The sequence below is a fragment of the Gilvimarinus gilvus genome (assembly GCF_030518155.1).
Lineage (GTDB): Bacteria > Pseudomonadota > Gammaproteobacteria > Pseudomonadales > Cellvibrionaceae > Gilvimarinus > Gilvimarinus gilvus.
Genome location: NZ_JAULRU010000731.1, coordinates 43,956 through 69,427, shown reverse-complemented (window position 1 = coordinate 69,427; position 25,472 = coordinate 43,956). Strand labels below are relative to the sequence as shown.

Below are 25,472 nucleotides of genomic sequence, written 5' to 3'. Positions count from 1 at the left end.
CCTGCGGGACTATAGTCATTCTCAAGTATATCAAACAACATCCCTGTCTCTACGCCCACCTACAAGCGCTTAACGGAAATTCCTTTTTGTTTAAGCAGTGCGGGGACACTGTCGGGTCCTGCTAAATGTAATGCCCCTACCATGACCATCTCGGTGTCTGAGGTTGCCAAGAATTGTTCGATATCCGTCAGCCAGGCGCGATTGCGATCGGTAAGAATAGTTTGGTAAAGCTCGCGTGAATAGTCGATCATGGGTTCGCCGCCCAAACGATAGAGACCGTCTGCATCACCAGTTTTAAATGCTTTGACCATATCGTCCATCAGAACAGGTAGGTTTTTCATATCCTCAAGAGTGAACAGCATAAATTCGTTTGGGTCGAGTTCGGTCATGGCCATAATAAACCCCAGTTGCTGTTCCGGCGTCTCCAAAGCGCCCAAGGCCTTACCCGCCTCCTTAGCCTTTTTTGCATAGAGAACATCGACACCTTCGGCAAACCCCAGCTTTTGCATCTCGAGCACAGACAACGTCAGTGCAATAAATGCTGGCTGAAAATTGGCAATAGCCTGCAACGGTAGACCGCGCTCCGAAGAAAAAGCCCGCACCTGCTCATACACGTCCGCATTCAACACTGTCGATAGACTCTGCCCTTCGGGCAACATCATCTTCTGCGACATTTGCATTGCAAATTGTGGCGACTGCACCGCCTCCATATCCGTTTCCAACACAATCGTGTCGGATACTGCGAAAGCCTCTTCGTACTCGGCTGGCAATGGATAGTCGCTGGGCTTGAGCATGTGAATAGTGCCCGCCAAATAGACGGTATTATCGCCTCGGCTCACTTCCCATACCATGGCCTCAGCGCTGGCAAAGTTAGCCAACAAAGCACAAGCACTGAGACAAGCCGCCAACAACCCCATTTTAATTTTTTGCATTGTGATTCCCTCACGTATTGGTATAGATTTAATTTATTAGATTTGATCTAACTGTTCAGCATAAAGGTGACCGGGCCGTCATTGATTAACGACACCTGCATATCGGCGGCAAACTCGCCGGTCGCAACCACCGGGTGAACGTCACGCAGCTGTGCTACAAAATAGTTGTATAACATCAGGGCTTGATCGGGACTGGCCGCGTTGGAAAAGCCCGGGCGCAACCCCTTACTGGTATCAGCTGCCAGCGTAAATTGCGACACAGCCAAAACACCTCCGCCTACCTGAGCGACATTGAGGTTCATCTTACCGTCGGCATCGGAGAAAATTCGATAGGCGAGTAATTTCTTGAGGAGTTTATCGGCATTAGTTTTGGTATCATCACACTCTACTGCGAGCAATAACAGCAGGCCATGGTCAATAGCACCAATGCAGGTACCATCAACGTCGACTGAGGCGCGCTTAACGCGTTGAATCAAACCTTTCATGGAACCAAGGCTAAGCTAAGCCATTTGATCAGTATCATTGCGCAGTTTGCGCGCCAACGCATCGGTTGCGCGAATCAGCGCATCGACAATACCCGCTTCACGTGACGCGTGACCGGCATCGCGAATGATTTGCAGCTCAGCGTCGGGCCAGGCCTTTTGCAAAGCAAAAGCGTTGTCTAGCGGGCAAACCATATCGTAACGCCCGTGCACAATCATCCCTGGAATACCCGCAAGCTTATCGGCATTGGCGAGGATTTGGTTGTCCTCTAAAAACGCTTTATGGATGAAGTAATGCGCCTCGATTTTTGCCAACGCCAACGCTTTAAAGGGATTGGAAAACGCATCGACGACATCTTGATTGGGACGCAGAGTAGCGCACCGGCCTTCCCACAACGACCAGGCTTTAGCTGCAGACATCATTTGCAGTTCATTGTCGCTGGTCAAACGCTGATAGTAGGCTTTCATTAAATCGCCGCGCTCTGCTTCCGGGATAGGCGTGAGAAAGTCCTGCCAATAATCGGGAAAGATAGAGCTCGCACCGTGCTGATAAAACCAATGCAGGTCCTGATCGCGGCATAGAAAAATACCCCGCAGAATTAACCCCAACACCCGCTCGGGGTGAGTTTCAGCGTAGACCAACCCCAAGGTTGACCCCCATGAACCGCCAAAAATGGCCCATTTATCGATGCCCAGCTGATTGCGAATATGTTCGATATCTTCAACCAGCTTGTGGGTATTGTTGCCCTCAAGCTCAGCGTGCGGGGTGGAGCGACCACAACCACGCTGATCAAAAAGAATAATGCGATAGAGTTCCGGGTCAAAAAATCGCCTGTCGTACTTGCCACATCCGGCCCCGGGCCCACCATGGATAAACAGAACAGGAATACCATCGGGATTACCGGACTCATCAACGTACAGCTCGTGGGGAGCTTCAACTGGAATTTGATGGCGTGCATAGGGTTTTATTTCGGGGTAAAACATCAACATGTGCGCTAAACCTGACCTCTTCCACTGAATGGCCCAAGTTAGCACACATGCCGAGCGGGTACGACACTTTTGTGGCCGCTTTTAACGCATTTGCTTACGGCTCACACGGCTGACCGTTGAGGGCATCAGCCACGCCTTGCAGTGCCGGCTTGGCGCTTAAATGTTCATCAAACAACAGCGGCCAATCATCGTGATTATTATCAAATAACTGCCCAATCAGCCACGAGCTTGGGTCTTCCACGCCCCAAACACTGATACCACCACGCTGCGCCTCTGGTACCGCATTCATATATGCTTCAACGACCTGGCAATAGCGTTGTTTCTGCTGATTGGCAAGCTCCAGCGTCAACTCTGCATGGTAGTTATTGGGGTAATCATAGCTACCCCCATACGGGTTATTAATCGGGACATCCAACTCAGTTAGCCGCACTTTCAGGCCTGTCGCCGCAGCCTGAGCAAAGCTTTGCTCAATATTGGTCGCGCTGGGCCAATCGATCTGAATATGCCCCTGAAACCCTATACCATCGATTGGCACGTCCCGGTCGATAAAGTCCTCTGCCATGGCAATGACGGCATCAAGCTTAGCTCCGCCCTGAGCCAGACTGTAGTCGTTGTAGTACAGCTCGGCGGCGGGGTCTGCATCGCGCGCAGCCTGAAAGGCAACTTCCAGATAGGACTCCCCCATATTTTGATGAAACACGCTGTCAGCCGAGCGGTAACTGCCATCGTCCACAAACGCCTCATTCACTACATCCCAGCTCGGCACAACACCTGAGCCCGCAAAATGACTGACGATATTAGTCACATGTTCACGCAGCATAGCCTCCCAGTCACCACTGTAGTTTTTCATCCAGGCTGGTACCTGATAGTCCGAGTGCCAAACCAGCGCATGACCGTGAATGGTCATGCCATTATCGGCCGCAAACTGGACCAGCTCGTCGGCATCGCCATAGGTATAGGAGTCTTCCTCGGGATGCAGGTAACTCATCTTCATAATGTTGCCGGCGGTCATATTGCTAAAGTGTTGCACGACCACTTGCCGGCGCTTCTCTCCTGCCTCCGAGTCTTCCACAATACTGTAAGACTCATTACCGGCACTTACCGCCACACCAATAGGAAAACTGGCATTATCGTAGAGATGCGCCTCAGTAACAGCCCAACTACTAACGCTACTGGAGGACTCTGAGCTGGAGGACTCAGAAGAACTGCTGGACTCTGAGCTAGATGATTCAGAGCTCGAAGATTCGGAACTGGAGGATTCCGAACTTGCAGCAGAGCTCGAAGGTTGAGAGCCGCCAGAGCCCCCACCCGAACCGCCACCACAAGCGGCCAAGACTAAAATGGTCGATAAAGATACAGCGTGCAAAATCAGTAATTTCATGACTCACCTATTTTATTTTTATAGATATGCAGGGTTACTAACGGTACTCCGCCATAAGATATTGTCACTATGACCATTATAATGCAAGCGCAGGCATCGTTGCCGCCAAGCCGTGCGCTTGATACCCTTTGAGATTAATATTTACGTTCATCAGGAGATGACCTATGGGCCTTCGCACCCTATGCGCTACCGCCTTAATAACCGCCGTGGCTTTGGCGCCGGCGCTGTCGGCTAAAACCATTGAAAGTGAGCGTGCCGAATTCAAACTAAGTACCATTGCCGATGATCTGAAAAATCCGTGGGGATTAACTTTCCTGCCTGACGGCTCGATGCTGGTAACTGAACGCGTCGGTAATATTCGGCGCGTTAGTGCCAACGGCGAGGTTAGCGAGCCCCTGAGCGGACTACCGGACATCGTCGTTAAAGGCCAGGGGGGGTTACTCGACATCGCCACCGACCCGGACTATGCCAACAATGGCTACGTCTACTTCAGTTATTCTGAGCCGGGCGAGAACGACACCAACAGCACGGCACTGGCCCGCGCTCGTATAGATGGCCAAACCCTGGTAGACCTGGAGGTTATCTTCAGTCAAAAACCCAAGGTAAAGAGCAATGCACACTTTGGCTCGCGTATTGTGTTTAAAGGCGACGGCACCCTATTCTTAACCTTGGGTGACCGCTATTCGCGCATGGACGACGCGCAAACGTTGGACAACCATCACGGCAAGGTCATTCGTATCAATACCGACGGCAGCGTTCCTGCCGACAACCCTTTTCTGCAAACCGAGGGGGCGCTGCCTGAAATTTGGTCCTACGGCCACCGCAACATGCAAGGTGGCACCATACACCCCGAAACCGGTGAGTTCTGGAGTGGTGAGCACGGCGCGCAAGGCGGCGACGAAATTAACATTGACCGTGCCGGTGTCAATTATGGCTGGCCCGTCATTACCTATGGCGAGAACTACGGCGGCGGTAAAATTGGCGAAGGCTTTAAAAAAGCAGGGATGGAGGCGCCCATTTACTACTGGCTACCTTCACTGGCCACGGCGGGGCTAACCTTTTATAGCGGCGACAAATTCCCGGATTGGCAGGGCGATTTATTTGTTGCCAGCCTTCGCGCCGAGACCCTCTCGCGCCTCGACATTGAAAATGGTCGGGTACTGCACGAGGAGCGTATGCTTAGCGATGAGCTCGGCGAGCGTATTCGCCACGTCACCCAGGGCCCGGACGGCTACTTATATTTACTGACAGATCAGGGCGATGGCAAAATTATTCGTCTTACACCGAGCGACTAACGACATTGCAGCGTGGGCGCTTCAGCTCGCGCTGTACCCTATGGGCTGATCATATTCACTGCGCCCTAGTTATAGCGGCATGGCATCACGAACGGGGCCGTGATTGCCAATCATTTCGTCAAAGGGGACTCATTCACTAGCAGGCTGTTGAATTTTTTCGGCTTACCGTCAGCATTTTTAATCATTTGAGTATTGTATATATCGCCCTTTGCCAACAAATAAAAAGGGCACTCACTGATCGACAGAATCATGAACTTTTCGGATTGCTTCATCACACACCTCTGTAGGTTGAACCTTGCCAGCCTTCCCTTGTGCCTGCGGGCACACGTTAGGTCATCGGGGGTATCCATTCGCACCGCCGGGCACGGCGCGCAGCCCACCGCTGGTAACAGTGCTCTGCTACTGGCTTAATGCCAGGCCAAAGCAGGGGTGCGAATAAAAATCCGAGCGGAGTCATTCGCCAAGCCGCGACATTTGCCGCCAGCCCAACTAACCACTTGCCATCAGCGGTTTGCAGGTGCAGTTGCTGTAACATAGCGGCGCGCTGATCCTCCGCCAAGCTCGCGCCGTGAACATCGACAAAACGCAGCCGACTAGAGACAACTCGCTTTAACAACCGAATTTCGCGCCGGCACAACGGACATTTCCCATCAAAATACAATGTTGCTTTCATCGCAATTACCAGTGATTTATTTTGGCAATACGACGTATTAAAAGAGCGCGATCACAGATTCGCACCGAACTTGTTAAAATACGCGAAAACCACAGTGGAAAAACTCTATGGCCAAGTACACCGCTTTAACCGAGAACGCGCACGAGACAGCCAAACAGGCGCCTCAAGTCGGTGTGCTCCTGACCAATCTGGGCACCCCCGACGCCCCCGATGCACCCTCGCTGCGGCGCTACCTCGCAGAGTTCCTGTCGGACCCGCGAATCATCGAGATCCCCAAGGTGCTATGGCTCATCATCTTACACGGCATTATTTTAAGGGTTCGGCCGAAGAAATCAGCCGCACTTTACGCCAGTGTCTGGACCGATGACGGCTCGCCACTGTTGGCTATCGCGCAAAAACAGAGACAAAAAATTGCCGCTAAACTCGAAGGTCGCGCGCAGGTCGCGCTTGGGATGCGCTACGGCAACCCTTCGATAGCCAATGCTCTTAACGAGCTGCAACAAGCTGGGGTTAGAAAAATCATTGTTCTGCCTCTCTACCCTCAGTATGCCGCCGCTACGGTAGGCTCCACCTTTGATGCTATCGCCAAATCGCTCAACTCTTGGCGTTGGGTACCAGAAATCAGCTTTATCAGCGGCTACTCAGAAGACGAGCGCTACATCGATGCCTTAGCCGCATCTTTAGGAGACCATCAGGCTGAGCATGGTGCTCCGCAAAAGTGGGTTTTTTCCTACCACGGCACGCCTAAATTCTGCCTTGAGAAAGGCGACCCCTATTACTGTTTTTGCATCAAATCTACCCGCCAGGCCGCATTCAGGGCCGGGCTTAACCCCGACGACTGTATCACTACCTTTCAGTCGCGCTTTGGCAAAGCCGAGTGGCTTAAACCTTATACCGATAAAACCCTGGAAGCATTGCCTAAAGAAGGCATTAAAAATATTGCTATCGTCAGCCCTGCATTCAGCGCCGACTGTCTGGAAACGTTAGAAGAGCTGGAGGTTGAAAACCGTGAAATCTTCAAGCATGCAGGTGGCGAGAGCTACCGCTATATAGCAGCATTGAATGATCGGGACGACCATATCGATGCATTGGTGTCGATCATTGAAAAGCGACTTTAATAACCGGGGGCAAGCTCACCAAACACCGTGAAGCATTTTAAGGGCGAGGGCGATCATTATCAGTGCGAAGATACGCTTGAGCCGCCTTACCGGCAGCGTGTGCGCCAACTTTGCGCCTAATGGCGCAGTCATGAAACTTACGCTGGCCATCACAAGTACCGCCGGCCATACCACAAAGCCCAGCGTTGGTAACTCTGTACTGACATGCCAGCCATTCACAATGTAACCCAAAGCACCCGCAAACGCGATGGGTATACCGAGCGCCGCCGAGGTGCCTATGGCGCGCTGCGCGCTTTGATTACACCAAAGTAAAAATGGCACTGTCAGCGAACCGCCACCTATCGCCACCAAAGACGACACTCCACCAATACCGGCTCCCACACCGATCAACCCGGCTGGGTGTGGCAACATACGATCGGGACGCGGGGTACGCCCCCAGATCATGTAGCCTGCAATAACCGTCATAAATCCCGCAAAAAAAATGGCTAAAGGCTTAGAAGGTATGTAGGCGGCAATAAATGTTGCTAAAAAGGCGCCAGCCAATACCCCGGGCGTCATGGTCACGGCAACCCGCCAATCTACAGAGCGGCGGCGGTGATGCGCCGATGCAGAGGCGAGCGCAGTAGGCACAATAGCCGCCATCGACGTTCCCAGCGCCAAGTGCACCAAATGCTCATCGGCTACGCCCTGCCAGCTGAACAACATGACCAGAATCGGTACCATAATGCCGCCACCGCCAATACCTAACAGCCCGGCCATATAGCCGGTTGCCGCCCCCAATACCAAATAGCTCAATAACCACAGTGTCATGTTCTAATCAGGTTTTTTAGACCCCGGTCCCTCTTTTTCCATACGTGCCATCTCTTTTTTATAGCGCTCCAAATCTTCCCAATCATAGGGACTGCCTACTTGTAGCCCTTGCTCCAGGTGCTCGGCGCGTTCCCGGGCCTGATGCTGCAATGAGTGATCTTCCCGCTCTTGCTTTTGTTTGTCCTTTTCGTATTTCTTTAAAAACTCCGACGCTTTCATTTGTTACCTCCACAACTTCTCGTGGCTTACGCTGTGTGTGGCCTTCCACTATAATGGCCGACCGCTCAACTGACTACCATAGCCGATTCATGAGTCGAGAACGATTCGAAAAATTTAAGCAGGTGCTTAAGACCCGCCAACAAGATATGACCGTGCTCACCGACAAGGTCCACAAGGCACAGAATATCTCAGCCATATTACGGACCGCAGAGGCGGCCGGTATTGGCACTATCCATATGGTCAAACCCGAGCGCGGCCACCTGGTGTATCACAACACCGCCGGTGGCATTGGCCGCTTTACCGATCAAATCGTGCATGACAGTATCGAAAAAGGTATGGCGAGTATCAAAGAGCAGGGGATGGCACTCTACGCGGCACACTGGTCAGACCGGGCCATAGACTACCGCCAGGCAGATTACACCCGCCCTTTTGCGCTGGTGATGGGCGCCGAAAAACACGGGTTAAGCGATTACGCGGCACGCGAGGCAGACCAGCACGTAACGATTCCTATCGTAGGCTTGGTAGAGAGTTACAATGTTAGCGTAGCGGCAGCAATTATATTGCAAGAGGCGATGCAGCAAAGACAACAAGCCGGGTTCTATGAACGAGATTTTATCCAAGATGAGGTCTATCACACCACCTTATTTGAGTGGATGCACCCGAAAATGGTCAAATACTGCAAAGCGCACAACCTACCCTATCCTGACATAGACGAAGATGGCGATATTATTCCACCGGCAGACAGTCGCTATAGACGACCATTTGACTGACTTGGCCTGCAACACTTTTCCTACATCGGTAGCCATAACTGCGCTCGTGTAATAGTATCCAAGCCTAAATGGATGATACTCAGGAGCGATCCCAATGGTAAATTTGCTACAACGACTCGGCTTTCTACTGGCTTTAGTGACGAGCCTGGCCTGTGCGCAGGCCCATGCCGATGCATTAAGCGACATTATCAAACACGAAAAAATCAAGGTAGGCGTTTCTCTGTTTACCCCCTGGACCATTCAAAGCAGCAAGGGTAAGTTGGCGGGCTTTGAAATCGATATTGCGAAAAAAATCGCCGCCGATATGGGCGTGGAAGTTGAATTTAAGGTTTACCCGTGGGAAAAGATCATGCCCGCACTGCAAAAGGGCGAGATTGATTTTATCGCCGCCGGTATGGCTATCACCCCCAAGCGCGCACTGCGTGTTGACTTCACCCAGCCTTATTCGGAATCTGGGGTCACTTTGGCAACCCACACCGCCAATACCAAAGACATAAACTCCCTGATTGAGCTCAACAAGGAATCTGTCGTGATTGCTGCGGTACAAGATACGATTGGTGGTGATCTGGCCGCCTCTGTATTTGATAAAGCAACTCTCACCTACTTCGAAACACCGCAGCTGGCCGAGGCTGCCGTTCTGGAAGGTAAAGCACAGGGCTATGTGGCGAGCGAAGCCATGGCGCGGATTTTTGCCATGACGCATGCAGATACCGTTGATTTACCACTGCCCGAGCGCTTGCTCACCTACAAAATTGCATTTGCCGTAAGCAAAGGCGAACAGCCACTGCTAAACTTTTTGAATGCATGGATCGTATCACGCACAGCGGATCGCTGGATTCCGGCGACCGAAAGTTTCTGGTTCGATAGCCTGGAGTGGCAGGAGGCGCAATAATGGCGCTTAAAACGTTTATTCAGATCGGCTTACTCGGCAGCCTTGCCTTGGGTGCAACTTTTGCGGCCAAGGCAGCCGAGACCACCAAGTACGACGAACGAGTCGTGGAAGAGGTTGTGGTATCGGCAAAGGGCTGGCGTAAAACGCCAGAGCCACTGCCGATGCCCAAGCAAGCTCGCTGGCAAATTGACGACGACACCCGAGAAAAGCTTAGCAGTCGAATTCAGCTCGGCTACGACCCGGTACTGGAAGATATTCGCAATACCGACAACCGCATCAAAGTTCGCAGCAATGTGCGCGAGCCAGAGCCCAGCACTATTTTCCGCGTCGGGTTTTAAGCGGCAAGCTCTCGTTAGTCTGCACATTGGCTTATGTAGCGGCCAGTGTGCAGGCCCCAAGCTAGCCCTCTTTATTCTGCCAACTCACACCCATTCTGACAGTGCGACAAAGATTGAACCCAGGGCAAGTTTAATGAGCCAAAGGCAAGGTCGACTTGGTATCGCGGCTTTTGCCAAACATCGCGATAAGCGCGCGACTGATAACTCGCCCCCAGCGCTGACGCATAGGGCTGCGCGAGGTAGTACTCTCGGTTGCCTTTGGCAGCCACCATTACATCTGTCGACTCGCATTTATTAATCGGGTAATAAGTCACCGGCAAAATGAGATAAGGCCGACTCAATTGCTCTGCCTGACGCTTCAGCATAGCGCGCTCGCGGGCAACATCGACTGCGACCAGACGCGAGCCGCCTTGCTGCTGGCTCAGAAGGTTTTTTCTCGCCCGCTTGAGTCGGTTTTGGTCATTCTCATCAACGACATTGTTAGTTCCGAGCTTATCCTCAAGCGTCGCAACACGCGCTTCGTATTGCTCAAGCAATCCGGCGAACGCATCCCCGCCATACTGCAGCAGAACCCAGGCTTGTCGATGCTTAAACGCGGCCTCACACAGAGTTTCATTCCCCCTCAAACGCTGGTAAGAGTCGGCATCCAAACGAACTCTGGCGCTACTGTAGCCAATCCCCATATAATCCGCCGCCTGATTACCCTGCCACACCAAAGACAGCGATCGGACGCTATTGTCTATACCCTGTTGGCGCATAACCAACTCGCGCTCGGTCAAACGCAGAGTTTTCACCTCGCCAACAAATCGATTTATGGCAAGCTTACCCAGCACCCAAACATTGACTAAGGCGATACAAAGACCAGCGGCTAACATTAGAGGTTTCATAGTCCCTCTCCCTGAGCGTAGCGACGCAGCCGGTTAAAAATAAACAGAGCCAGCAAGGCAGTCAGCCCCAACAGCAAGAAAAATACCGACTTCGGCAGCCAATCCCACCACCAATCAAAGAACTTGGTGTACATGTACAAAAAGAAAAATACATTGGCGGTGGCCAGCACTTCAGGCCAACCATTGCGAACCCCGAGCCAAATAGCACCCGCACTAATTGCAAACCCCATTACCTGATAAAACCCTTCCACCCAGTCCCGCTCCCAGGGGATATAACTGCCAGCCCCCCAATTGGAAAGCACCAATACCACCACACTCAGACCAATTAAAGAGAGTACGCGGTAGATGCAGGCGAACCCGTTAAAGTTGGCCTGAGACCATACACTCGGCAACCAAAAGAGCAGCGCCGTTGGCAAAATAAAATGCTCAGGCCTTTCACCTACCGACAGCCAATACATGCCACTGTAGGTAGCGCTTTGCGCGCCAATAAACGAAAACAAACTGAGAATAGCAACGCCCAGCAGCAATCTCACTCGCAATGCGTAAGCGAGCAATGCGCCGTACACAGCAAACACCATTAGCGCAGCCGGCGATGCAGGCAGGTTATACAGCGTCCCTAAAAGCGACACGTTAATAACCACACAGGCAAAACTGATTAACGCGGCAATTTTTGCAAAGTAGCGGCCGGGACCATCACGACCGGCAATCCACGCGGTCAATACCAGCGAAGCGAGGGAGGAGCCGATTAAGACACTCACCTGCAGCCCCATAGGCATACGCCCCCAGAATTGCATAAAGAAGAAAAACACACTGGCGGCAAGCGCCCAGGCACCCAGAAAACTGACCACCTGAATACCAATACCGAGGTGATGGGAACGCGCGCCAGTATCCACATCGAACCGGGCCCGTGAACTTGCCAATACGCTGGCGTGATACTGCTCAACGGCCTGAGCCTGCTCTGGTGACAGATGACAAACATTGTTCTCGGCCAACTCGGCCATTTCGGCTTTGAACGCGCGAATTTGATTAGCGCGCGCTTGCGCGCTGGCAGCATTGATCACGATTCATCCTTATCTATTTGGCCGCCCGGGCCGGTTTCTGCATTAGAGCGGGCGCTGGCTGCAGCGTCAAGCCTTGCTCTACTCGTCGGGGATAGGCAAACTAAGCGCTAAACCGGTTTCATATAAGAACAAAGGTATCCCCATGAATTGGCTTTTCTTCCCCACTCGTTTGGCCGCGTTGGCGCTGGTTGCCACCGCATTCGCAGCTTTATCGTTCAACGCATACGCTGACACCTACACCCTTAACTCCCCGGACGGCCAACTCAGCGTCAACATCGATACCGAACGGGAGTTGTCATTCTCGGTAACGCTCGGTGACATCGACGTAATAGCGCCAAGCACAATTGGCCTCGACATCGCGGGTATGGGGGATATTGCCGATAAAATTACCGTCACAACGCAAGCTTCAACACGAGTGCAAACGCAACACACCCCCATCGTCGCACACAAAAACTCAACCATTGCCGAGCACTATCAGGCACTTACGCTATCCTTTGCTAATCAATTCGGTATCGAGTTCCGGGCTTTCAACGATGGCATGGCCTACCGCTTTTGGGGCAATTACCCGCACGACATTAAAGTGCTCAGTGAGCAAATGTCACTCAATTTCCCGGCGATGACGACGACCCTCTTCCCGGAAGAGGAAACCCTTATCTCACATTACGAACGTCTGTATGTGGCCGATGCACTGGCCCAGATCGAAGCCGGTCGCTTTGCCTCACTGCCCGTGTATTTTGAAGCCAATGATGTGAATGTACTGTTTACCGAAGCCGACGTATTTGATTATCCCGGCTTATTTATCGACGCCACTGGCACTGACAGCGTTAAAGCCAAGCACCCGGGCGTTGTCACTAAGGCCACGCCCACTCCGGGCTCTGAGGACCGCAATCAGCAACTGACGTTTGCCGATCATATTGCCGAGACTACCGGTCAACGCAAATTTCCCTGGCGTGTAGCCATGATTAATAAGTCGGACGCAAAGCTCGTTGAAAGTGAACTGGTGTGGTTATTGTCACGCGAAAATCAGCTGGCGGATACCGACTGGATTAAACCCGGTCGTATAGCCTGGGATTGGTACAACGCCAACAACTTATTCGGTGTCGACTTTGAAGCCGGCCTGAACACGCAAACCTACAAATACTATATCGACTTTGCCGCCGAGCACGGTCTGGAGTACGTCATTCTCGATGAGGGTTGGACCAAATCCACCACCAACATTATCGATAACAACCCTGACATGGACGTGAAAGAACTCATCCGGTACGGCAAGGAGAAAGGTGTCGGCATTATTCTGTGGGCCCTGTGGGGACCACTAGATCAAGACTACAAAAATATTCTGAAAACCTATGGCGAATGGGGTGCTGCCGGAATCAAAATTGACTTTATGCAGCGCGCCGATCAGTACATGGTTAATTACTACGAAAAAATCGCTCGCGAAGCGGCCAGGCATCACTTACTGGTGGACTATCACGGTGGCTTTAAACCCACCGGCCTGCGTCGCACCTTCCCCAACGTTATGACTTATGAGGGGGTAAAAGGTAACGAAAACAACAAGTGGAGCCAGGACATTACCCCTGAGCATACCGTCACGCTGCCGTTTACCCGCATGCTGGCAGGCCCTATGGATTTCACGCCGGGCGCTCTGCGCAACGCTCACCTACCACAGCACCATGTCAGCCATTTCCGACCGGTAGCTTTGGGAACACGTGCGCACCAGGTTGCCATGTACGCGGTCTACGAAAGCGCTCTGCAAATGCTGTGTGAATCTCCCACCACCTACCAAAAGGAGCCGCAAATTACCGAATTTATCGCCCAGTTCCCCTCCGTCTGGGATGAAACCCGGGTCCTGGATGCCTCGGTTGCTGACTATATTCTGGTGGCCCGTCGCCACGGCGACAAATGGTATTTAGGTGCCATGACGGACGACACTGCACGCACCCTGAACGTCAACTTCGACTTTCTCGGCGCGGGCGAATACACCCTTGATTTAGTGCGCGATGGCCTCAACACACAGCATTACGCCGAAGACTATAAGCGTGAGCAACGCAGTATTACCGCGGGCGAGACGCTGCAAGTACGTTTGGCCAGTGGCGGAGGCTGGGCAGGTGTTGTAAGCAAGCGCTAAAGCTCAGAGTCATTTTACGACTCAGGCGATGGCAAATGAGCGGCGTTATTCAATTATTGTAAAGGCCGCTCAATTTAAGTTGAACGAATCACCGTCGCTGGTTATTCTTCTCAGGTTATTAGTAAATCTACAATTTAGTATCGAAGGAATGATCAATGAAACCATGGGAAAGATGCGCAACCACTTTGGTAATCGGCGCAAGTATTACGCTCTTCGCTTGCAGTGACTCAGACAACCCACCGGGCTCAGGCAAAACCGCGAACGCATCGGTTGGCACCGCGGCGTGTTTGTTACAGGCCGCACAATCACCATGCGATTTACTCAGTATTGAATTAACACGCACCACCTTTCCCATGACCCCCAGCGACGCTGCTATCGACCAAGATGTTTCAACCTACAGTTCAAGTTGCACCGTTAGCTGGTCCGCCGGTCGCACATCTACGGTAGGCACGGGTAACTACGCGATGGAGGTCGATATCAACGACAGCATCTCTCTCAGCAATATTCGCAAGGTGGACGCCGACACCTTTTTACACCAACACCGAACCATTAGCCGCGAAGAAAAGGCGCAAGCAGCACAGCGCGCGGAAAAGGCGGTTCAAGCCAAAGCAGACGATGGCGTAATCGACAAGCGATATGAGCAAGAGGGCAAAAACTTCGCCAAAAGCCTTATTAATAAAATGCAGTGGGATAGCATACCGGGCCTCGGAGACCACGCAGCCTGGGGCGGTGTAGGCCGGTTTAAAACGTTAAATGTACTGGTGGATAATGCGATGTTCAGTATTCGCGCAGAAATGAGCAATGAAGAAAGCAAGATACTGGAGGCCAGCAAACTAGCCGCCGCCGCAATCATCAATACTTGCGAGTAATCCACACAGCCCTTATAGTATTATTGACCAAAAGAGGCCGTTACTCACAGCACTGTCGCGGGCTCTCTCAATAATAACGAAATAACGCAGCGACTCGGGTACGGTTCTCGCCCTGAGCCTGCGCCAGGTAATACTATGATTGTTAACCGAAGAAAGTTCTTACTAAGCTCGCTCTGCGCCTCCGGTGCAATTGCTTTAGCCAAACAGCAAGCCATGGCCGCCGCCGCTGACGTCACCGGAATTGCCAATGCATTCAAAGACGACTTTTTTGTTGGCACGGCCATCAGCAAAACCAGAATGATGACCCCGCCGGATGGCTTTCATGATTTGGTCGCGCGCGAATTTAACGCCATGACCATGGAAAACGACATGAAGTGGGAGCGCCTTCACCCCGAGCCGGATACGTATCATTGGGATATTGCCGACACCTTTGTAGACTTCTGCGAGCAGCATGGCATGTTTGCTGTGGGTCACGTTTTAGTGTGGCATTCGCAAACGCCACGCTGGGTGTTCAATCACCCCGACGGCACTCCCCTATCGCGCAGCGACCTTCTGGCGCGCATGAAAAATCATATTGATACTGTCGCGGGACGCTACAAGGGCCGTATTCAAGCCTGGGATGTGGTCAACGAAGCCATCGACGAAGACAAGGGCTGGCGCAAAAGCCCTTGGTTCAATCAAATAGGGGCCGACTTTGTCGACCACGCCTTTCAATACGCCCGAGCTGCCGCCCCGGAAGCCCACCTGCTTTACAACGACTACAACATGCATAACCCGGGGAAACGCCAATTCGTCGTCGAAATGGTCGAACGCTTTAAGAAAAATGGTACTCCGATTGACGGTATTGGCATGCAGGGCCATATCGGCCTCGGCTATCCGGACATTCAAGAGTTTGAAAAAAGTATAGAAGCCTACGCAGCCACCGGTTGCGCGGTGCATATTACCGAGCTGGATTTAGACGTGCTGCCGGTTGCCTGGGAGCATATGGGCGCCGAAATTTCAGATAATTTTGCCTACTCTGATGAACTTAACCCCTACGCAGAAGGTTTGCCCGACGATGTTCAACAACAACTCACCGAACGTTACGTGGAGTGGTTTAAACTGTTTTTAAAGCACCGCAATAAAATCGCCCGAGTCACATTTTGGGGTACCGGCGACGGTGAATCGTGGAAAAACGGCTTCCCCGTGCGCGGGCGCACCAACTACCCCTTGCTGTTTGACCGCGACTATCAACGTAAGCCCGCCTACGATGCGGTCACATCGCTGAAAAAATAATCGCCGAGTAAGGCTCTGCCCATATTTTGGCCCCGCAATATTTGGTATATTGCGGGGCCATTACGTTTAGCAACTCACAGTACTCTTAAGTGGAAAAAACCGTTGCTATTCTACTCAATTTGATCAAGTAGCACTCAGTGCTGCTCAACGCACGAATCAGGATTATTCGATGGCAGACCCCTGCTTTCATATTAAAGGCACCAGCGTCACCTCAATGGTGCTTGACCTCTACCGCTATCAACGCGATGAGTTTGCCGAAACACTGCGCCAGAAAATCGAAACTGCCCCGCTATTTTTTACCGGTTCGCCACTTTTTTTAAACCTTGCCTCATTCACAGGTGGTATGGACAAAACTCAGATGCAGAGCATAGTGAGCGAGTGCCGCAGTGCAGGCTTTCAGCTCTATGGCTTTCGCGGCGCCGAAGAGCATGTGGCGCAAATGGCAAAAGATGCCGGCTTGGTACATTTACCGACGCCGCGCCCGCGCACGGAACAAGCACCGGAGGCGCCAGCATCGGAACCCACCCCACAACCCGCTGCCAATAGCAACCCAACTCCGACCAAGGTGATCAGTAAGCCGGTGCGCTCGGGCCAACAGGTATACGCCGAAGGGGCTGACTTAATACTGCTCGCACCGGTTAGCGAAGGGGCAGAGGTCATCGCGGATGGAAACATTCACGTGTATAGCGCTTTACGTGGCCGCGCACTGGCGGGTGTTCGCGACAACTCCAACGCCCGAATTTTTTGTCAAAAATTGGAAGCTGAGTTGGTATCTATCGCCGGTCACTTTATTTTGAACGACAGCTTTAGTGAAGCGGTTTGGAAAAAACCTGCGCAAGTATTTTTACAAGACGATTCTATTGAAATTGCAGCACTGTGACAGTGCCAACACTTTGAGGAAACACCGTGGCTAAAATTATTGTTGTAACTTCCGGTAAAGGTGGCGTTGGTAAAACCACTTCAAGCGCCGCCATTTCAACAGGCTTAGCATTGCGCGGTCACAAAACCGTCGTGATCGACTTCGACGTAGGTCTGCGCAACCTAGACTTAATTATGGGCTGTGAGCGACGCGTGGTGTACGACTTTGTCAATGTCATCAACAAAGAAGCGAACCTGAAGCAAGCGCTGATTAAAGACAAGCGCACCGAAGGTCTCTACGTTTTACCGGCTTCGCAAACCCGCGATAAAGACGCCCTCACCCACGACGGTGTCGAGGCGGTATTAAATGAATTGGCCGAAGACTTTGATTATATTATTTGCGACTCACCAGCCGGTATTGAGCAGGGCGCGCAAATGGCCCTGTACTTTGCCGAAGAAGCCATTGTCGTAACCAACCCGGAAGTGTCCTCTGTGCGGGACTCCGATCGCATTCTGGGAATTTTGCAAAGCAAATCTCGCCTGGCCGAACAGGGCAAACAAGTTAAAGAACACCTTCTGTTAACCCGCTACAACCCAGAGCGCGTCGCCAGCGCCGAAATGCTGAGTGTGGCCGATGTCGAAGAAATTCTCGCCATTCCACTACTGGGCGTCATTCCTGAATCCGAGGCCGTACTAAAAGCCTCGAACCAGGGCTCCCCGGTTATTCTCGATGAGAACTCGGAAGCGGGCCAGGCATACTCCGACGCGGTAGCACGTTTAGTCGGCGAAGACGTAGAACATCGATTCCTGGAAATGCAAAAGAAGGGCTTTTTGAAGCGCCTCCTGGGAGGAAAGTAATGGGCATTATTGATTACTTTATTAAGAAAAAGCAGCCCTCTTCGGCCTCCGTGGCTAAAGAGCGCTTGCAGATTGTGGTGGCGCACGAACGCAACCACCGCAATCAACCGGACTACTTACCGTTGATGCAACAAGAGATCATCGAGGTGATTCGCAAGTATATTGAAATCGATCAAGACCAGGTATCGGTTCAGCTCGATGACAACGACGACTGCTCGGTGCTGGAGCTTAATGTAACCTTGCCCGACCGATAAAAATCACCGGGCGGTGTCGTGCCGCCCACTCGCTCTTGCATACATTGGGGCGCCGCTGATGTTTAGTTGGCGGCAAGTTTGGATCGCTCAACCGGCACTCCCTTCACAATAACCCAAGCAATCGAATCATAAGCATCAACAGATTCCAACGGATTATCCGTTAGTAGTAAGAGGTCTGCGCGCTTACCTTCAGCCACAGATCCCAACGTCTCCGCCAAACCTAAGAGCTCAGCATTGCGCACTGTCAGTGCGGCAAATATTTGCGGGGGCGTTACCCCCTGACTGGCCCAATGCTGTATTTCCTGGTGACCGTTTAAACCGGGAAACTGGGTGTACACCGGGCCACTGGGCGTGTCGCTGCCAAACACCAGGTCTCCATTGGCGACAGCCAGAGCGCGAGTGAATGCTTGCACCCCCCCTATCGGTTTGGCCATTGCAGCGTGTACTTTGTCGTGCAAGTGGGGTTCATCTGGCCCACCAAAACCATGGCTCATATTCTGAACAAACCACTGTCCGGCTTCGGATTGATACCACTGGCGAAGCGCACTTGGCACGGCCGCTTTTACCTCTGGGCGGGCAAAGAAATCTGGGCTAAATAATTCACGTTCCCCAACGATCACCTGCATCGTTGGCTGCACACCGATACCCGCCTGCACGACCTTTTCAGCCAACGCTTCTAGAGCCTCCGCATCACTGGCGCTAACACCATGCCACGGCCCGTGTACCAGTAAATCGACCCCAGCCTCAAGTGCAAACTCATAGGACTTGCGACTGTTGCCATGCAAAAACACCGGCAGATGATGCTTGTGTGCTTCGCGAATCAGCGCCTTCATGGACTCAAGCGAGGGCACGGGTAAATTGCGCAAACGGCCAAAGCCCGTCTCGTAAAACGTTTTGATACAGCGAGCGCCAGTGCTAGCAATACGCTCAACCAACGCCTTGGGCTTATGTTGCTCGCTACCTGGCGTCGCCGCCATTAGTGCCGGCTGATTTTCATCGTACAGGTAGTAGTCGGCAATGGGCGATGCGAGCTGTTCTTCTTGCGGCAGCCACGCCATTGGATAGCCCCCCGGTATGGGAACACCAACACAGTGAAACGCCGTAGGTGCCAATGCCTGGTTGTTCCACTGCACCATAGGTTCGTCAGCGCTAATCAAATCCAATACGGTGGTAAACCCAAAATACAGGTAACTTTTGGGTATTTGCGCCAACGCCTGGTCGCGCACCTCGGCAGGTAAGGCGTCCGACTCTCCGGGCACTCCCATCAAATGTACGTGACTGTCGATAAGCCCCGGGCTCAAAAAGCGGCCCTCGGCGTCTATAATGCGTACGCCCTTCTCGGCCACCGATGGACGTAACCCCGGGCCAATCTCGGTGATGGTGCCCGCTTCGATGAGCACATCACGGGGCTCGGAAACACCCGTGGTCGACACAATCCGTGCATTTTCAATCAGCAATGCCGCTGTATCGGCAAAGGCGTACTGCGCGCAGGCAAGGGCATAGGTAAGTACTGCAACAAGCAGCAGTCGAGGGGTAAAGCTTCGTGATAGTGGCATGGGTCGGTTCCTTTAACAGAGTAAATAACAATGCCCCCAGAATGCCGCCAAAGCCTGTATCATGCGTCCTAAAACGCTATTTAGGACACAGAAAACGCAATCTGGGACGGTAACACTCGCCTTAAATATGAATTATCCCATTGTATTAATCATCTGCTTTGGCTTATCCGCATTGATGTGCGCAATGCTGGCCATTGGGCTCTTAACGAGCCGGGCCATAAATCCAAGCTGTGCTCGCATGCTGGGTCTAAACTACGCGTTATTCACACTGCAAGCGAGCCTGGGAGGGTTAGTTTTTAGCGGCCTTTGGCCCAATGGGGCCTTAGTCAGAGCAGAACTGGCGATGTTTCTTGGCCCCGCTCTATACGCCTATTTCGTCAGTGTGCTTCGCCCAGGTAAACGCTTATCCCCATGGCACTTAGCGCCAGCCCTCGCTATGGCTGTCACACTGTTGGCGAAATGGTGGGCCATTGTTGATTTCGCAATTACCGCAAGCTTTATCGGCTACTGGCTGGCAACACTGTGGCAACTTAAGCGTACGCAACATTCAACCAGCGCCGTGCCCAGTGTGGCGTTTCGCTGGTTGTGGGTACTGGTTGCAATTATGGCCATCAATATCTTGTTGGAAGTTGCCTTGAATATTGAAATACGACTAGGCAAGCCACCTGCGCAAAGTATTATGTTGTACCTCGGGTGCGCAGTGTTCACGCTGTTTCACGCCACCACGCTACTGCTGATGGTCGCAAGGGTGCCACTGATAGAATGGATGCATGAACTCAAGTTGCCCTCGAGCACGCAGGCGATAAGCGACGAAGAGAAACAGAGCCTTTTTAATCGCTGGCAAACATTGGTAGAGGAGCAGAGCCTGTACCGAGCCGAGCCGACCATCACCCTGAGTCGCGCCGCCCGAATGTTGGGCGTGCCTGCGCGTCAATTATCGCAGGCGGTGAACGGCGTGTACGGGGCGAGCTTTTCTCAGCACCTAAACAATGTACGGGTTGAAAAAGCCAAACAACTCTTGCTTGGCCACCCCAACATGAACATGACCGACATCTATCTGGAAGCGGGCTTCAGCACCAAATCGCAGTTCCACCGCGAATTTAGCCGGGTCACGGCGACCACACCCAGTGCCTTCAGGGAGAGTGTAGCCGCGCCTTAACAGAGAGTTAAACTCTACTTAACACTCAAAGCGAATACGGTGCGCTACAATACCGCCTCCTGATAATCCCATAATCCCAATTGAGCAGAGTCCAGACCGGTCACGCCTCGCGTGATACCGGGTAGCGACACTTTATGAGTCAATGACAACGTGGAACCAACCATTAACAAGCCGCAAGACGTGCAAACGCCAGTAACCGATTCACTAGAGCAGCCGAAACTCAGCAAAGGCGCTATCTGGATGATTGAGATCGCCCTGACCATTGGCGGTTTTGGTATTGGCACCGGCGAGTTTGCCACCATGGGCCTAATGCCGCCAATCGCCGCAGGCCTTGGAGTTTCCGAGCCACAGGTGGGCCACGTTATCAGTGCCTACGCATTGGGTGTGGTTGTGGGGGCTCCGCTACTCGCTGTATTTGGCGCCAAACTGTTTCATCGCAACTTGTTGTTGCTGTTAATGAGCTTTTACGCCATCGCCAATATTGCCAGCGCTCTCGCCCCCAACTACCAAACACTGCTGGGTTTTCGGTTTATTGCCGGGTTGCCGCACGGTACTTACTTTGGCGTGGCGGCACTGGTAGTGGCCAGCCTGGTTCCGCCCAGCCAACGGGGCAAAGCGGTTAGCCGCGTGATGGTAGGGCTAACCGTTGCTATATTAATTGGCAACCCCATGGCGACCTGGCTGGGCCAGTCCATTAGTTGGCGCTATGCGTTTGCGTTGGTAGGTGGCATATCGGTACTGACGGTGGGGTTGATTTATATTTACGTGCCACTTAATCAGAACCAACTTCGCAATAACCCCTTGGCGGAACTTAAAGCGTTTAACCGACCCGAAGTTTGGCTGGCCTTAATGATTGGTGCCACGGGCTTTGCCGGTGTATTTTGCGTGTTTAGCTACCTTGCCCCAACCCTCCTGAACGTAACTCAAGTGGATCAAAATTGGATACCGGTGGCCATGGCGGTATTCGGTGTTGGATGTTTTTGTGCGAACTTTCTTGGCGGTTGGCTGTTCGATAAATTTCAGTTTAAAGCCGTGGGCGGCTTACTGATATGGAGTATTTTGGTACTGCTGGTGTACCCGTCTACAACCGACAGCCTTTGGACGCTACTGCCCGCGGTATTTTTTGTCGGAACAATTGCGGCCATATCGCCGCCCCTACAAACTCACCTAATGGATGTCGCTGTAGGTGCCCGTACCCTAGGAGCCGCCTCCCACCACGCCGCCTTTAACACGGCCAACGCCATCGGCCCTATGCTGGGCGGTTTTGCGATATCCGCAGGAATGGGCTGGAGTTCTACCGGTTACGTGGGTGCGGCCACCGCTATACTGGGGTTGATGTTTTTTGGTTTGGCTTGGAAAAGAGGAAACGCCTGATGTCTGATGTCTGATGTCTGATGTCTGATGTCTGATGTCTGATGTCTGATGTCTGATGATGGACACGAATGTCCTTAGACCCATAAAGCAACCGATAGAATGGAATGTTTTGCCAATGAGCCACTATCGATTGCGCAACAGTAAAAAATGATTAGCTATAGTATGTCGCACTTCGCTAAGACAAGGAGATGTCAGACCGTGTACGTACCCTTTTCTACAGATGCCGCCCGTCTAAACAACCAAACGACGGAACTAGGCAGCAAAAGCTTTAGGCTTCGGAATTTGGCGGGTAATATTTGACCCCACACTTCAGCCACACTTATACAGTACAAGTGACGGCCAGTGCCTGAAGGACAACATTCAATTTTCTAAAAAGCGTTCGTGGGTACGTCATGATGAACATTATCATGTAGACTTTTTGGTACCTTGCAGGTAGCGCATTAAATTCCGGGTAGAATATATGAGAAAAATGACGGTCGTTGCTGTATTGCTGCTATCACAATACGGTCTGGCGGATGCATTTGAACAAGAGCTGGTGGCCGCTGCGGTTGAGCGCACCAAGCATGAAATCACTTACAATGGCGCATACTATTCAATTGCGTACCCCAATGGAGATGTTCCCGCCAATATTGGCGTATGCACAGACGTTGTAATTCGCAGTTATCGTAGCATCGGAACCGACTTGCAGGTTTTAGTACACAAAGATATGAAAAATAATTTCGATGCTTACCCGTCGAAACGTATTTGGGGCTTGAACAAACCCGATAAAAATATAGATCATCGTCGCGTACCTAATCTACAAGCATTCTTCTCCCGACATGGAGATACTCTTCCCGTCACCCAGAAGGCGCAAGACTACCAAGCCGGTGACATTGTCACCTGGATGCTTCCTGGCAACCTGCCACATATTGGCATAGTGACTGAGACACTATCTGAGGTCACCGGGAATCCACTCATAGTTCACAATATTGGGGCTGGACCCAAGCTTGATGACATGCTGTTTCACTACGAAATAACCGGACACTACCGCTTCAAACCGGAAGCAAATAGTGAAATTTAACCCCATAAATGCATTGCTACACTGCGGACCTCAGCCCCTCGCGCCAGCTTATAAGAGAAAAACATGAAATCATTTATATTTGCTTTAATACTGACTATCCCATCGATCTGCTTAGCGACAAACGATACAGCTTACCTGAAATCTCTTGAGAGTCAGGCGTCCGATTACCGCATACTGGCGATTGCGTGTGTGATCGATGTAAAGCTAGAGAGTAAACCACTGGCGGAGGTGGACTCCTGTGGCACATTGTACGAGTTTACCCGTGATGAGTATCCAGCACTTAAGCAAAGCCTTATGGATGCAGAAAAAAGTGCTCAAGAACAGGGAGAGGAGAAAGGACTGCAAAAGCCCATTTTACGGGAGAAGTTAGCGCTGATTATGTCGGCAAAATCCCATATGAGTATTGCGGGCTCAATATTGAGCAAAGTATATTGAGAGTACACATCATTCTTGTGTTCCACGCGTCAAAGTTGATAACGACAAAAGGGGGGGTTAATGCCTGAAGCCGATCCAACAAAGATTATGGCATTCGCAGAACCCAAAGACCTTAACCGATGGCTTTTAAAGAATCATTCTACCGAAAGCGAGCTGTGGGTTAAAATCTTTAAAAAAGGCAGTGGAATTGCCAGCGTGACGTGGGACGACATTGTGATTGAATCCCTGTGCTGGGGCTGGATTGACGGCGTCAAAAAATCCCTGGATGAGCACTCCTACCTGCAACGAATAACCCCAAGAAAAACCCGAAGCAACTGGTCCAAAAGAAACAGGGCGCATGCAGCGCGCTTAATAAGTGAAGGGCGCATGCAGAAATCCGGGCTTGTACATGTTCAGGCTGCACAAGCCGATGGTCGCTGGGATAGCGCCTACGCCGTAAGCGAAATGACTGTGCCTGAAGACTTCCTGGCCGAGCTCGACAAAAACCCTGCAACGAAACAGTTTTTCTCAAAGCTCAACAAGTCGAGCCGCTATGTTATCGCTCACGGCTTAACGTCTGCAAAGAAGCCTGCAACCAGACAGAAACGATTTGATAAATTTATGGATATGCTGGTTCACCAAAAAAGACCTTAGGAACCTAACGCACCGCTAGCAGGCTGTTGAAAAACCCCTTGCATGCTCAGCGAGGCCCGAAGCGTGCAGATGTCGTGCCTTGTCTCGACGGACAGGGTGGTTCCCTTTGCTAGGGAGCCTCTGATCAAGTCTCCAGTGGTCTCTGCGCGAGTCAAAACGTTCACTCGGCAAGGCGCGCTTCGCAGGCAATGGCCATAGTCCTTGGCAAGAGGTGCAACACATCGGATGGACGTTTTGGCCGCGCCCTTCGGGGCTTTCAGAGCTTTCCGATCTCTGTGTTGGCTCCCCTCACCGGGCCATCGGCACGCCATCGGATCGCCGCCTTGACCTCGAAAAGCTCTTGTAAGCCAGAGGCCACTGAGGACTTAATCAGAGGCTCCTTAGAAAAGTGCCGGCCCGCGCAGTGATGGTTTCCTTGGTCTAAGTCCTATGAAATTGACAACTTAGGTCGGGAAGTACCATAATTGCGCTGGGCTTATTGGGCGCCCGCCTCGCAAAAGTATCTTCACCAACTGTTCACATGGCAAGCTTAGCTTGCATATCATCTCTGGCCGATAGCGAGTGGGCCAATAAAAGGAGGCGATATGCGCACTTGTAACCACTCCCCCGATAAGAACAACCACTCATTGCTGATTAGCCGACTATTGCGCGAAGCTAAACGGCTGCATCGTGCGGCCAGTTCAGAGTCAAAACAAAGAGCTTTGCCAATATTAAGACGGCTGCTTGCAAGTAAAGTTTTGCGAGACATGTCACTGATTGAACTCTATCGCCGCAATAGTTTGATTCAACGTAAACACCTATTGCAGCTCATTGCGGTAGAGGCAGGTTACAACAGCTGGGCACTTTACCGACGCAGCATTGAATTGCACCCACAACAAGTGTTGGCGCATTATTCTTTAACGTTACCAGATGCCGGATATACTAACTTATGGTTTTCAACATTATCTGAAGCGAACGCCTATTCAAAAAAGCATGGTGGCCGGACAATATCGGTTGGCACACAGGCTGTAGTCGTTGCCGGCTTGCTTTAATTTACAGCCGCCAGCTCCTTCCTATGCCGTTTATCGACAATGGGAAGGTTCAGCGCAAAATTATTACATACAATGTGAAACTGATAGGCACATGCTAACAAAAGTTGTCAGCCAGATTTTCCTGACCGGCTGACAAC

At 51.9% G+C, this 25,472-nt stretch carries 27 protein-coding genes; 17 read left to right on the top strand and 10 right to left on the bottom strand.

The features are described 5' to 3' along the window. Window positions 1-59 precede the first annotated feature (59 nt). From QWI17_RS18550 to QWI17_RS18535, 4 genes are all read right to left on the bottom strand, one after another. Entirely contained in the window at window positions 60-932 is an 873-nt protein-coding gene (locus QWI17_RS18550) for a TraB/GumN family protein (protein WP_302724018.1), read from the bottom strand. Window positions 933-979: 47 nt separating this feature from the next. Beyond that, a complete protein-coding gene (dtd, locus tag QWI17_RS18545) occupies window positions 980-1,417 on the bottom strand; it encodes a D-aminoacyl-tRNA deacylase (protein ID WP_302724017.1) in 438 nt (145 codons plus the stop codon). 15 nt (window positions 1,418-1,432) lie between these two features. Then, entirely contained in the window at window positions 1,433-2,404 is a 972-nt protein-coding gene (gene pip / locus QWI17_RS18540) for a prolyl aminopeptidase (protein WP_302724016.1), read from the bottom strand. 94 nt (window positions 2,405-2,498) lie between these two features. After that, complete coding sequence (locus tag QWI17_RS18535; protein ID WP_302724015.1) at window positions 2,499-3,785, bottom strand: endo-1,4-beta-xylanase; 1,287 nt, start codon at window positions 3,783-3,785, stop codon at window positions 2,499-2,501. A gap of 164 nt (window positions 3,786-3,949) precedes the next feature. Here QWI17_RS18535 and QWI17_RS18530 point away from each other — a divergent pair, with 164 nt between their 5' ends. Next, window positions 3,950-5,080, top strand: a complete 1,131-nt coding sequence (locus QWI17_RS18530; RefSeq protein ID WP_302724014.1) for a PQQ-dependent sugar dehydrogenase — start codon at window positions 3,950-3,952, stop codon at window positions 5,078-5,080. Between the two features lie 328 nt (window positions 5,081-5,408). Here the strand turns inward: QWI17_RS18530 and QWI17_RS18525 are convergent, their stop codons facing one another. Next, window positions 5,409-5,753: a thiol-disulfide oxidoreductase DCC family protein gene (locus QWI17_RS18525; protein ID WP_302724013.1), complete on the bottom strand. Its 345-nt coding sequence runs from the start codon at window positions 5,751-5,753 to the stop codon at window positions 5,409-5,411. 107 nt (window positions 5,754-5,860) lie between these two features. Between QWI17_RS18525 and hemH the strand changes: the two genes are divergently transcribed. Then, window positions 5,861-6,871 carry a ferrochelatase gene (gene hemH / locus QWI17_RS18520; protein ID WP_302724012.1) on the top strand — a complete coding sequence of 337 codons (1,011 nt, stop codon included), beginning with the start codon at window positions 5,861-5,863 and terminating at the stop codon, window positions 6,869-6,871. Window positions 6,872-6,886: 15 nt separating this feature from the next. Here hemH and QWI17_RS18515 read toward each other — a convergent pair whose 3' ends face one another. Next, the gene (locus QWI17_RS18515) at window positions 6,887-7,681 is read right to left on the bottom strand and encodes a sulfite exporter TauE/SafE family protein (protein ID WP_302724011.1); all 795 of its coding nucleotides are present in this window, start codon (window positions 7,679-7,681) and stop codon (window positions 6,887-6,889) included. A 3-nt stretch (window positions 7,682-7,684) separates the two neighbouring features. After that, window positions 7,685-7,900: a peptidase S14 gene (locus QWI17_RS18510; protein ID WP_302724010.1), complete on the bottom strand. Its 216-nt coding sequence runs from the start codon at window positions 7,898-7,900 to the stop codon at window positions 7,685-7,687. An 89-nt stretch (window positions 7,901-7,989) separates the two neighbouring features. On the opposite strand from QWI17_RS18510, the gene trmH reads away from it, so the two are divergent. The 3 genes from trmH (at window position 7,990) to QWI17_RS18495 (ending at window position 9,900) form a co-directional block, all read left to right on the top strand. Then, a complete protein-coding gene (gene trmH, locus QWI17_RS18505) occupies window positions 7,990-8,670 on the top strand; it encodes a tRNA (guanosine(18)-2'-O)-methyltransferase TrmH (protein WP_302724009.1) in 681 nt (226 codons plus the stop codon). Between the two features lie 94 nt (window positions 8,671-8,764). After that, window positions 8,765-9,562 carry a transporter substrate-binding domain-containing protein gene (locus tag QWI17_RS18500; protein ID WP_302724008.1) on the top strand — a complete coding sequence of 266 codons (798 nt, stop codon included), beginning with the start codon at window positions 8,765-8,767 and terminating at the stop codon, window positions 9,560-9,562. Then, window positions 9,562-9,900, top strand: coding sequence for a hypothetical protein (locus tag QWI17_RS18495; protein ID WP_302724007.1), 339 nt, complete (start codon window positions 9,562-9,564; stop codon window positions 9,898-9,900). The genes QWI17_RS18500 and QWI17_RS18495 overlap by 1 nt, the downstream gene beginning before the upstream one ends. Before the next feature lie 71 nt (window positions 9,901-9,971). Here the strand turns inward: QWI17_RS18495 and QWI17_RS18490 are convergent, their stop codons facing one another. Together QWI17_RS18490 and QWI17_RS18485 are read right to left on the bottom strand one after the other, a co-directional pair. After that, window positions 9,972-10,787: a DUF4824 family protein gene (locus tag QWI17_RS18490; protein ID WP_302724006.1), complete on the bottom strand. Its 816-nt coding sequence runs from the start codon at window positions 10,785-10,787 to the stop codon at window positions 9,972-9,974. Continuing rightward, window positions 10,784-11,848, bottom strand: a complete 1,065-nt coding sequence (locus QWI17_RS18485) for a DUF2157 domain-containing protein (protein WP_302724005.1) — start codon at window positions 11,846-11,848, stop codon at window positions 10,784-10,786. The genes QWI17_RS18490 and QWI17_RS18485 overlap by 4 nt, the downstream gene beginning before the upstream one ends. 142 nt (window positions 11,849-11,990) lie before the next feature. Here QWI17_RS18485 and QWI17_RS18480 point away from each other — a divergent pair, with 142 nt between their 5' ends. The 6 genes from QWI17_RS18480 (at window position 11,991) to minE (ending at window position 18,087) form a co-directional block, all read left to right on the top strand. Then, window positions 11,991-13,973, top strand: coding sequence for a glycoside hydrolase family 97 protein (locus tag QWI17_RS18480; protein WP_302724004.1), 1,983 nt, complete (start codon window positions 11,991-11,993; stop codon window positions 13,971-13,973). Between the two features lie 155 nt (window positions 13,974-14,128). After that, on the top strand, window positions 14,129-14,842 hold the full coding sequence (locus QWI17_RS18475; protein WP_302724003.1) for a hypothetical protein: 714 nt from the start codon (window positions 14,129-14,131) through the stop codon (window positions 14,840-14,842). A gap of 135 nt (window positions 14,843-14,977) precedes the next feature. Beyond that, window positions 14,978-16,117: an endo-1,4-beta-xylanase gene (locus QWI17_RS18470; RefSeq protein ID WP_302724002.1), complete on the top strand. Its 1,140-nt coding sequence runs from the start codon at window positions 14,978-14,980 to the stop codon at window positions 16,115-16,117. Window positions 16,118-16,286: 169 nt separating this feature from the next. Next, window positions 16,287-16,997, top strand: a complete 711-nt coding sequence (gene minC, locus QWI17_RS18465; RefSeq protein WP_302724001.1) for a septum site-determining protein MinC — start codon at window positions 16,287-16,289, stop codon at window positions 16,995-16,997. A gap of 26 nt (window positions 16,998-17,023) precedes the next feature. Next, entirely contained in the window at window positions 17,024-17,833 is an 810-nt protein-coding gene (gene minD, locus QWI17_RS18460) for a septum site-determining protein MinD (protein WP_302724000.1), read from the top strand. Beyond that, entirely contained in the window at window positions 17,833-18,087 is a 255-nt protein-coding gene (gene minE, locus QWI17_RS18455) for a cell division topological specificity factor MinE (RefSeq protein WP_302723999.1), read from the top strand. The genes minD and minE overlap by 1 nt, the downstream gene beginning before the upstream one ends. Before the next feature lie 62 nt (window positions 18,088-18,149). On the opposite strand, the gene QWI17_RS18450 is transcribed toward minE, so the two are convergent. Next, the gene (locus QWI17_RS18450) at window positions 18,150-19,643 is read right to left on the bottom strand and encodes an amidohydrolase family protein (RefSeq protein ID WP_302723998.1); all 1,494 of its coding nucleotides are present in this window, start codon (window positions 19,641-19,643) and stop codon (window positions 18,150-18,152) included. A gap of 238 nt (window positions 19,644-19,881) precedes the next feature. Between QWI17_RS18450 and QWI17_RS18445 the strand changes: the two genes are divergently transcribed. The 6 genes from QWI17_RS18445 (at window position 19,882) to QWI17_RS18420 (ending at window position 25,335) form a co-directional block, all read left to right on the top strand. Then, entirely contained in the window at window positions 19,882-20,802 is a 921-nt protein-coding gene (locus QWI17_RS18445; RefSeq protein WP_302723997.1) for an AraC family transcriptional regulator, read from the top strand. A gap of 150 nt (window positions 20,803-20,952) precedes the next feature. Beyond that, window positions 20,953-22,176, top strand: coding sequence for an MFS transporter (locus QWI17_RS18440; RefSeq protein ID WP_302723996.1), 1,224 nt, complete (start codon window positions 20,953-20,955; stop codon window positions 22,174-22,176). A gap of 460 nt (window positions 22,177-22,636) precedes the next feature. Then, entirely contained in the window at window positions 22,637-23,236 is a 600-nt protein-coding gene (locus QWI17_RS18435; protein ID WP_302723995.1) for a DUF1287 domain-containing protein, read from the top strand. A 63-nt stretch (window positions 23,237-23,299) separates the two neighbouring features. Beyond that, window positions 23,300-23,671: a hypothetical protein gene (locus QWI17_RS18430; RefSeq protein WP_302723994.1), complete on the top strand. Its 372-nt coding sequence runs from the start codon at window positions 23,300-23,302 to the stop codon at window positions 23,669-23,671. Window positions 23,672-23,731: 60 nt separating this feature from the next. Beyond that, complete coding sequence (locus QWI17_RS18425; RefSeq protein WP_302723993.1) at window positions 23,732-24,304, top strand: YdeI/OmpD-associated family protein; 573 nt, start codon at window positions 23,732-23,734, stop codon at window positions 24,302-24,304. A gap of 584 nt (window positions 24,305-24,888) precedes the next feature. Then, window positions 24,889-25,335: a hypothetical protein gene (locus QWI17_RS18420; RefSeq protein WP_302723992.1), complete on the top strand. Its 447-nt coding sequence runs from the start codon at window positions 24,889-24,891 to the stop codon at window positions 25,333-25,335. The last annotated feature ends 137 nt before the right edge of the window (window positions 25,336-25,472 follow it).

What these genes read in the sequence shown, in the direction of transcription:
- pip (WP_302724016.1), bottom strand. Translation starts at nt 2,404, where the DNA reads ATGTTGATGTTTTACCCCGAAATAAAACCCTATGCACGCCATCAAATT.
- QWI17_RS18550 (WP_302724018.1), bottom strand. Translation starts at nt 932, where the DNA reads ATGCAAAAAATTAAAATGGGGTTGTTGGCGGCTTGTCTCAGTGCTTGT.
- QWI17_RS18450 (WP_302723998.1), bottom strand. Translation starts at nt 19,643, where the DNA reads ATGCCACTATCACGAAGCTTTACCCCTCGACTGCTGCTTGTTGCAGTA.
- dtd (WP_302724017.1), bottom strand. Translation starts at nt 1,417, where the DNA reads ATGAAAGGTTTGATTCAACGCGTTAAGCGCGCCTCAGTCGACGTTGAT.
- minC (WP_302724001.1), top strand. Translation starts at nt 16,287, where the DNA reads ATGGCAGACCCCTGCTTTCATATTAAAGGCACCAGCGTCACCTCAATG.
- QWI17_RS18445 (WP_302723997.1), top strand. Translation starts at nt 19,882, where the DNA reads ATGCTGGGTCTAAACTACGCGTTATTCACACTGCAAGCGAGCCTGGGA.
- QWI17_RS18430 (WP_302723994.1), top strand. Translation starts at nt 23,300, where the DNA reads ATGAAATCATTTATATTTGCTTTAATACTGACTATCCCATCGATCTGC.
- QWI17_RS18420 (WP_302723992.1), top strand. Translation starts at nt 24,889, where the DNA reads ATGCGCACTTGTAACCACTCCCCCGATAAGAACAACCACTCATTGCTG.
- QWI17_RS18480 (WP_302724004.1), top strand. Translation starts at nt 11,991, where the DNA reads ATGAATTGGCTTTTCTTCCCCACTCGTTTGGCCGCGTTGGCGCTGGTT.
- QWI17_RS18475 (WP_302724003.1), top strand. Translation starts at nt 14,129, where the DNA reads ATGAAACCATGGGAAAGATGCGCAACCACTTTGGTAATCGGCGCAAGT.
- hemH (WP_302724012.1), top strand. Translation starts at nt 5,861, where the DNA reads ATGGCCAAGTACACCGCTTTAACCGAGAACGCGCACGAGACAGCCAAA.
- QWI17_RS18495 (WP_302724007.1), top strand. Translation starts at nt 9,562, where the DNA reads ATGGCGCTTAAAACGTTTATTCAGATCGGCTTACTCGGCAGCCTTGCC.
- QWI17_RS18435 (WP_302723995.1), top strand. Translation starts at nt 22,637, where the DNA reads ATGAGAAAAATGACGGTCGTTGCTGTATTGCTGCTATCACAATACGGT.
- QWI17_RS18515 (WP_302724011.1), bottom strand. Translation starts at nt 7,681, where the DNA reads ATGACACTGTGGTTATTGAGCTATTTGGTATTGGGGGCGGCAACCGGC.
- trmH (WP_302724009.1), top strand. Translation starts at nt 7,990, where the DNA reads ATGAGTCGAGAACGATTCGAAAAATTTAAGCAGGTGCTTAAGACCCGC.
- QWI17_RS18490 (WP_302724006.1), bottom strand. Translation starts at nt 10,787, where the DNA reads ATGAAACCTCTAATGTTAGCCGCTGGTCTTTGTATCGCCTTAGTCAAT.
- QWI17_RS18510 (WP_302724010.1), bottom strand. Translation starts at nt 7,900, where the DNA reads ATGAAAGCGTCGGAGTTTTTAAAGAAATACGAAAAGGACAAACAAAAG.
- QWI17_RS18470 (WP_302724002.1), top strand. Translation starts at nt 14,978, where the DNA reads ATGATTGTTAACCGAAGAAAGTTCTTACTAAGCTCGCTCTGCGCCTCC.
- minE (WP_302723999.1), top strand. Translation starts at nt 17,833, where the DNA reads ATGGGCATTATTGATTACTTTATTAAGAAAAAGCAGCCCTCTTCGGCC.
- QWI17_RS18535 (WP_302724015.1), bottom strand. Translation starts at nt 3,785, where the DNA reads ATGAAATTACTGATTTTGCACGCTGTATCTTTATCGACCATTTTAGTC.
- QWI17_RS18525 (WP_302724013.1), bottom strand. Translation starts at nt 5,753, where the DNA reads ATGAAAGCAACATTGTATTTTGATGGGAAATGTCCGTTGTGCCGGCGC.
- QWI17_RS18425 (WP_302723993.1), top strand. Translation starts at nt 23,732, where the DNA reads ATGCCTGAAGCCGATCCAACAAAGATTATGGCATTCGCAGAACCCAAA.
- QWI17_RS18500 (WP_302724008.1), top strand. Translation starts at nt 8,765, where the DNA reads ATGGTAAATTTGCTACAACGACTCGGCTTTCTACTGGCTTTAGTGACG.
- QWI17_RS18530 (WP_302724014.1), top strand. Translation starts at nt 3,950, where the DNA reads ATGGGCCTTCGCACCCTATGCGCTACCGCCTTAATAACCGCCGTGGCT.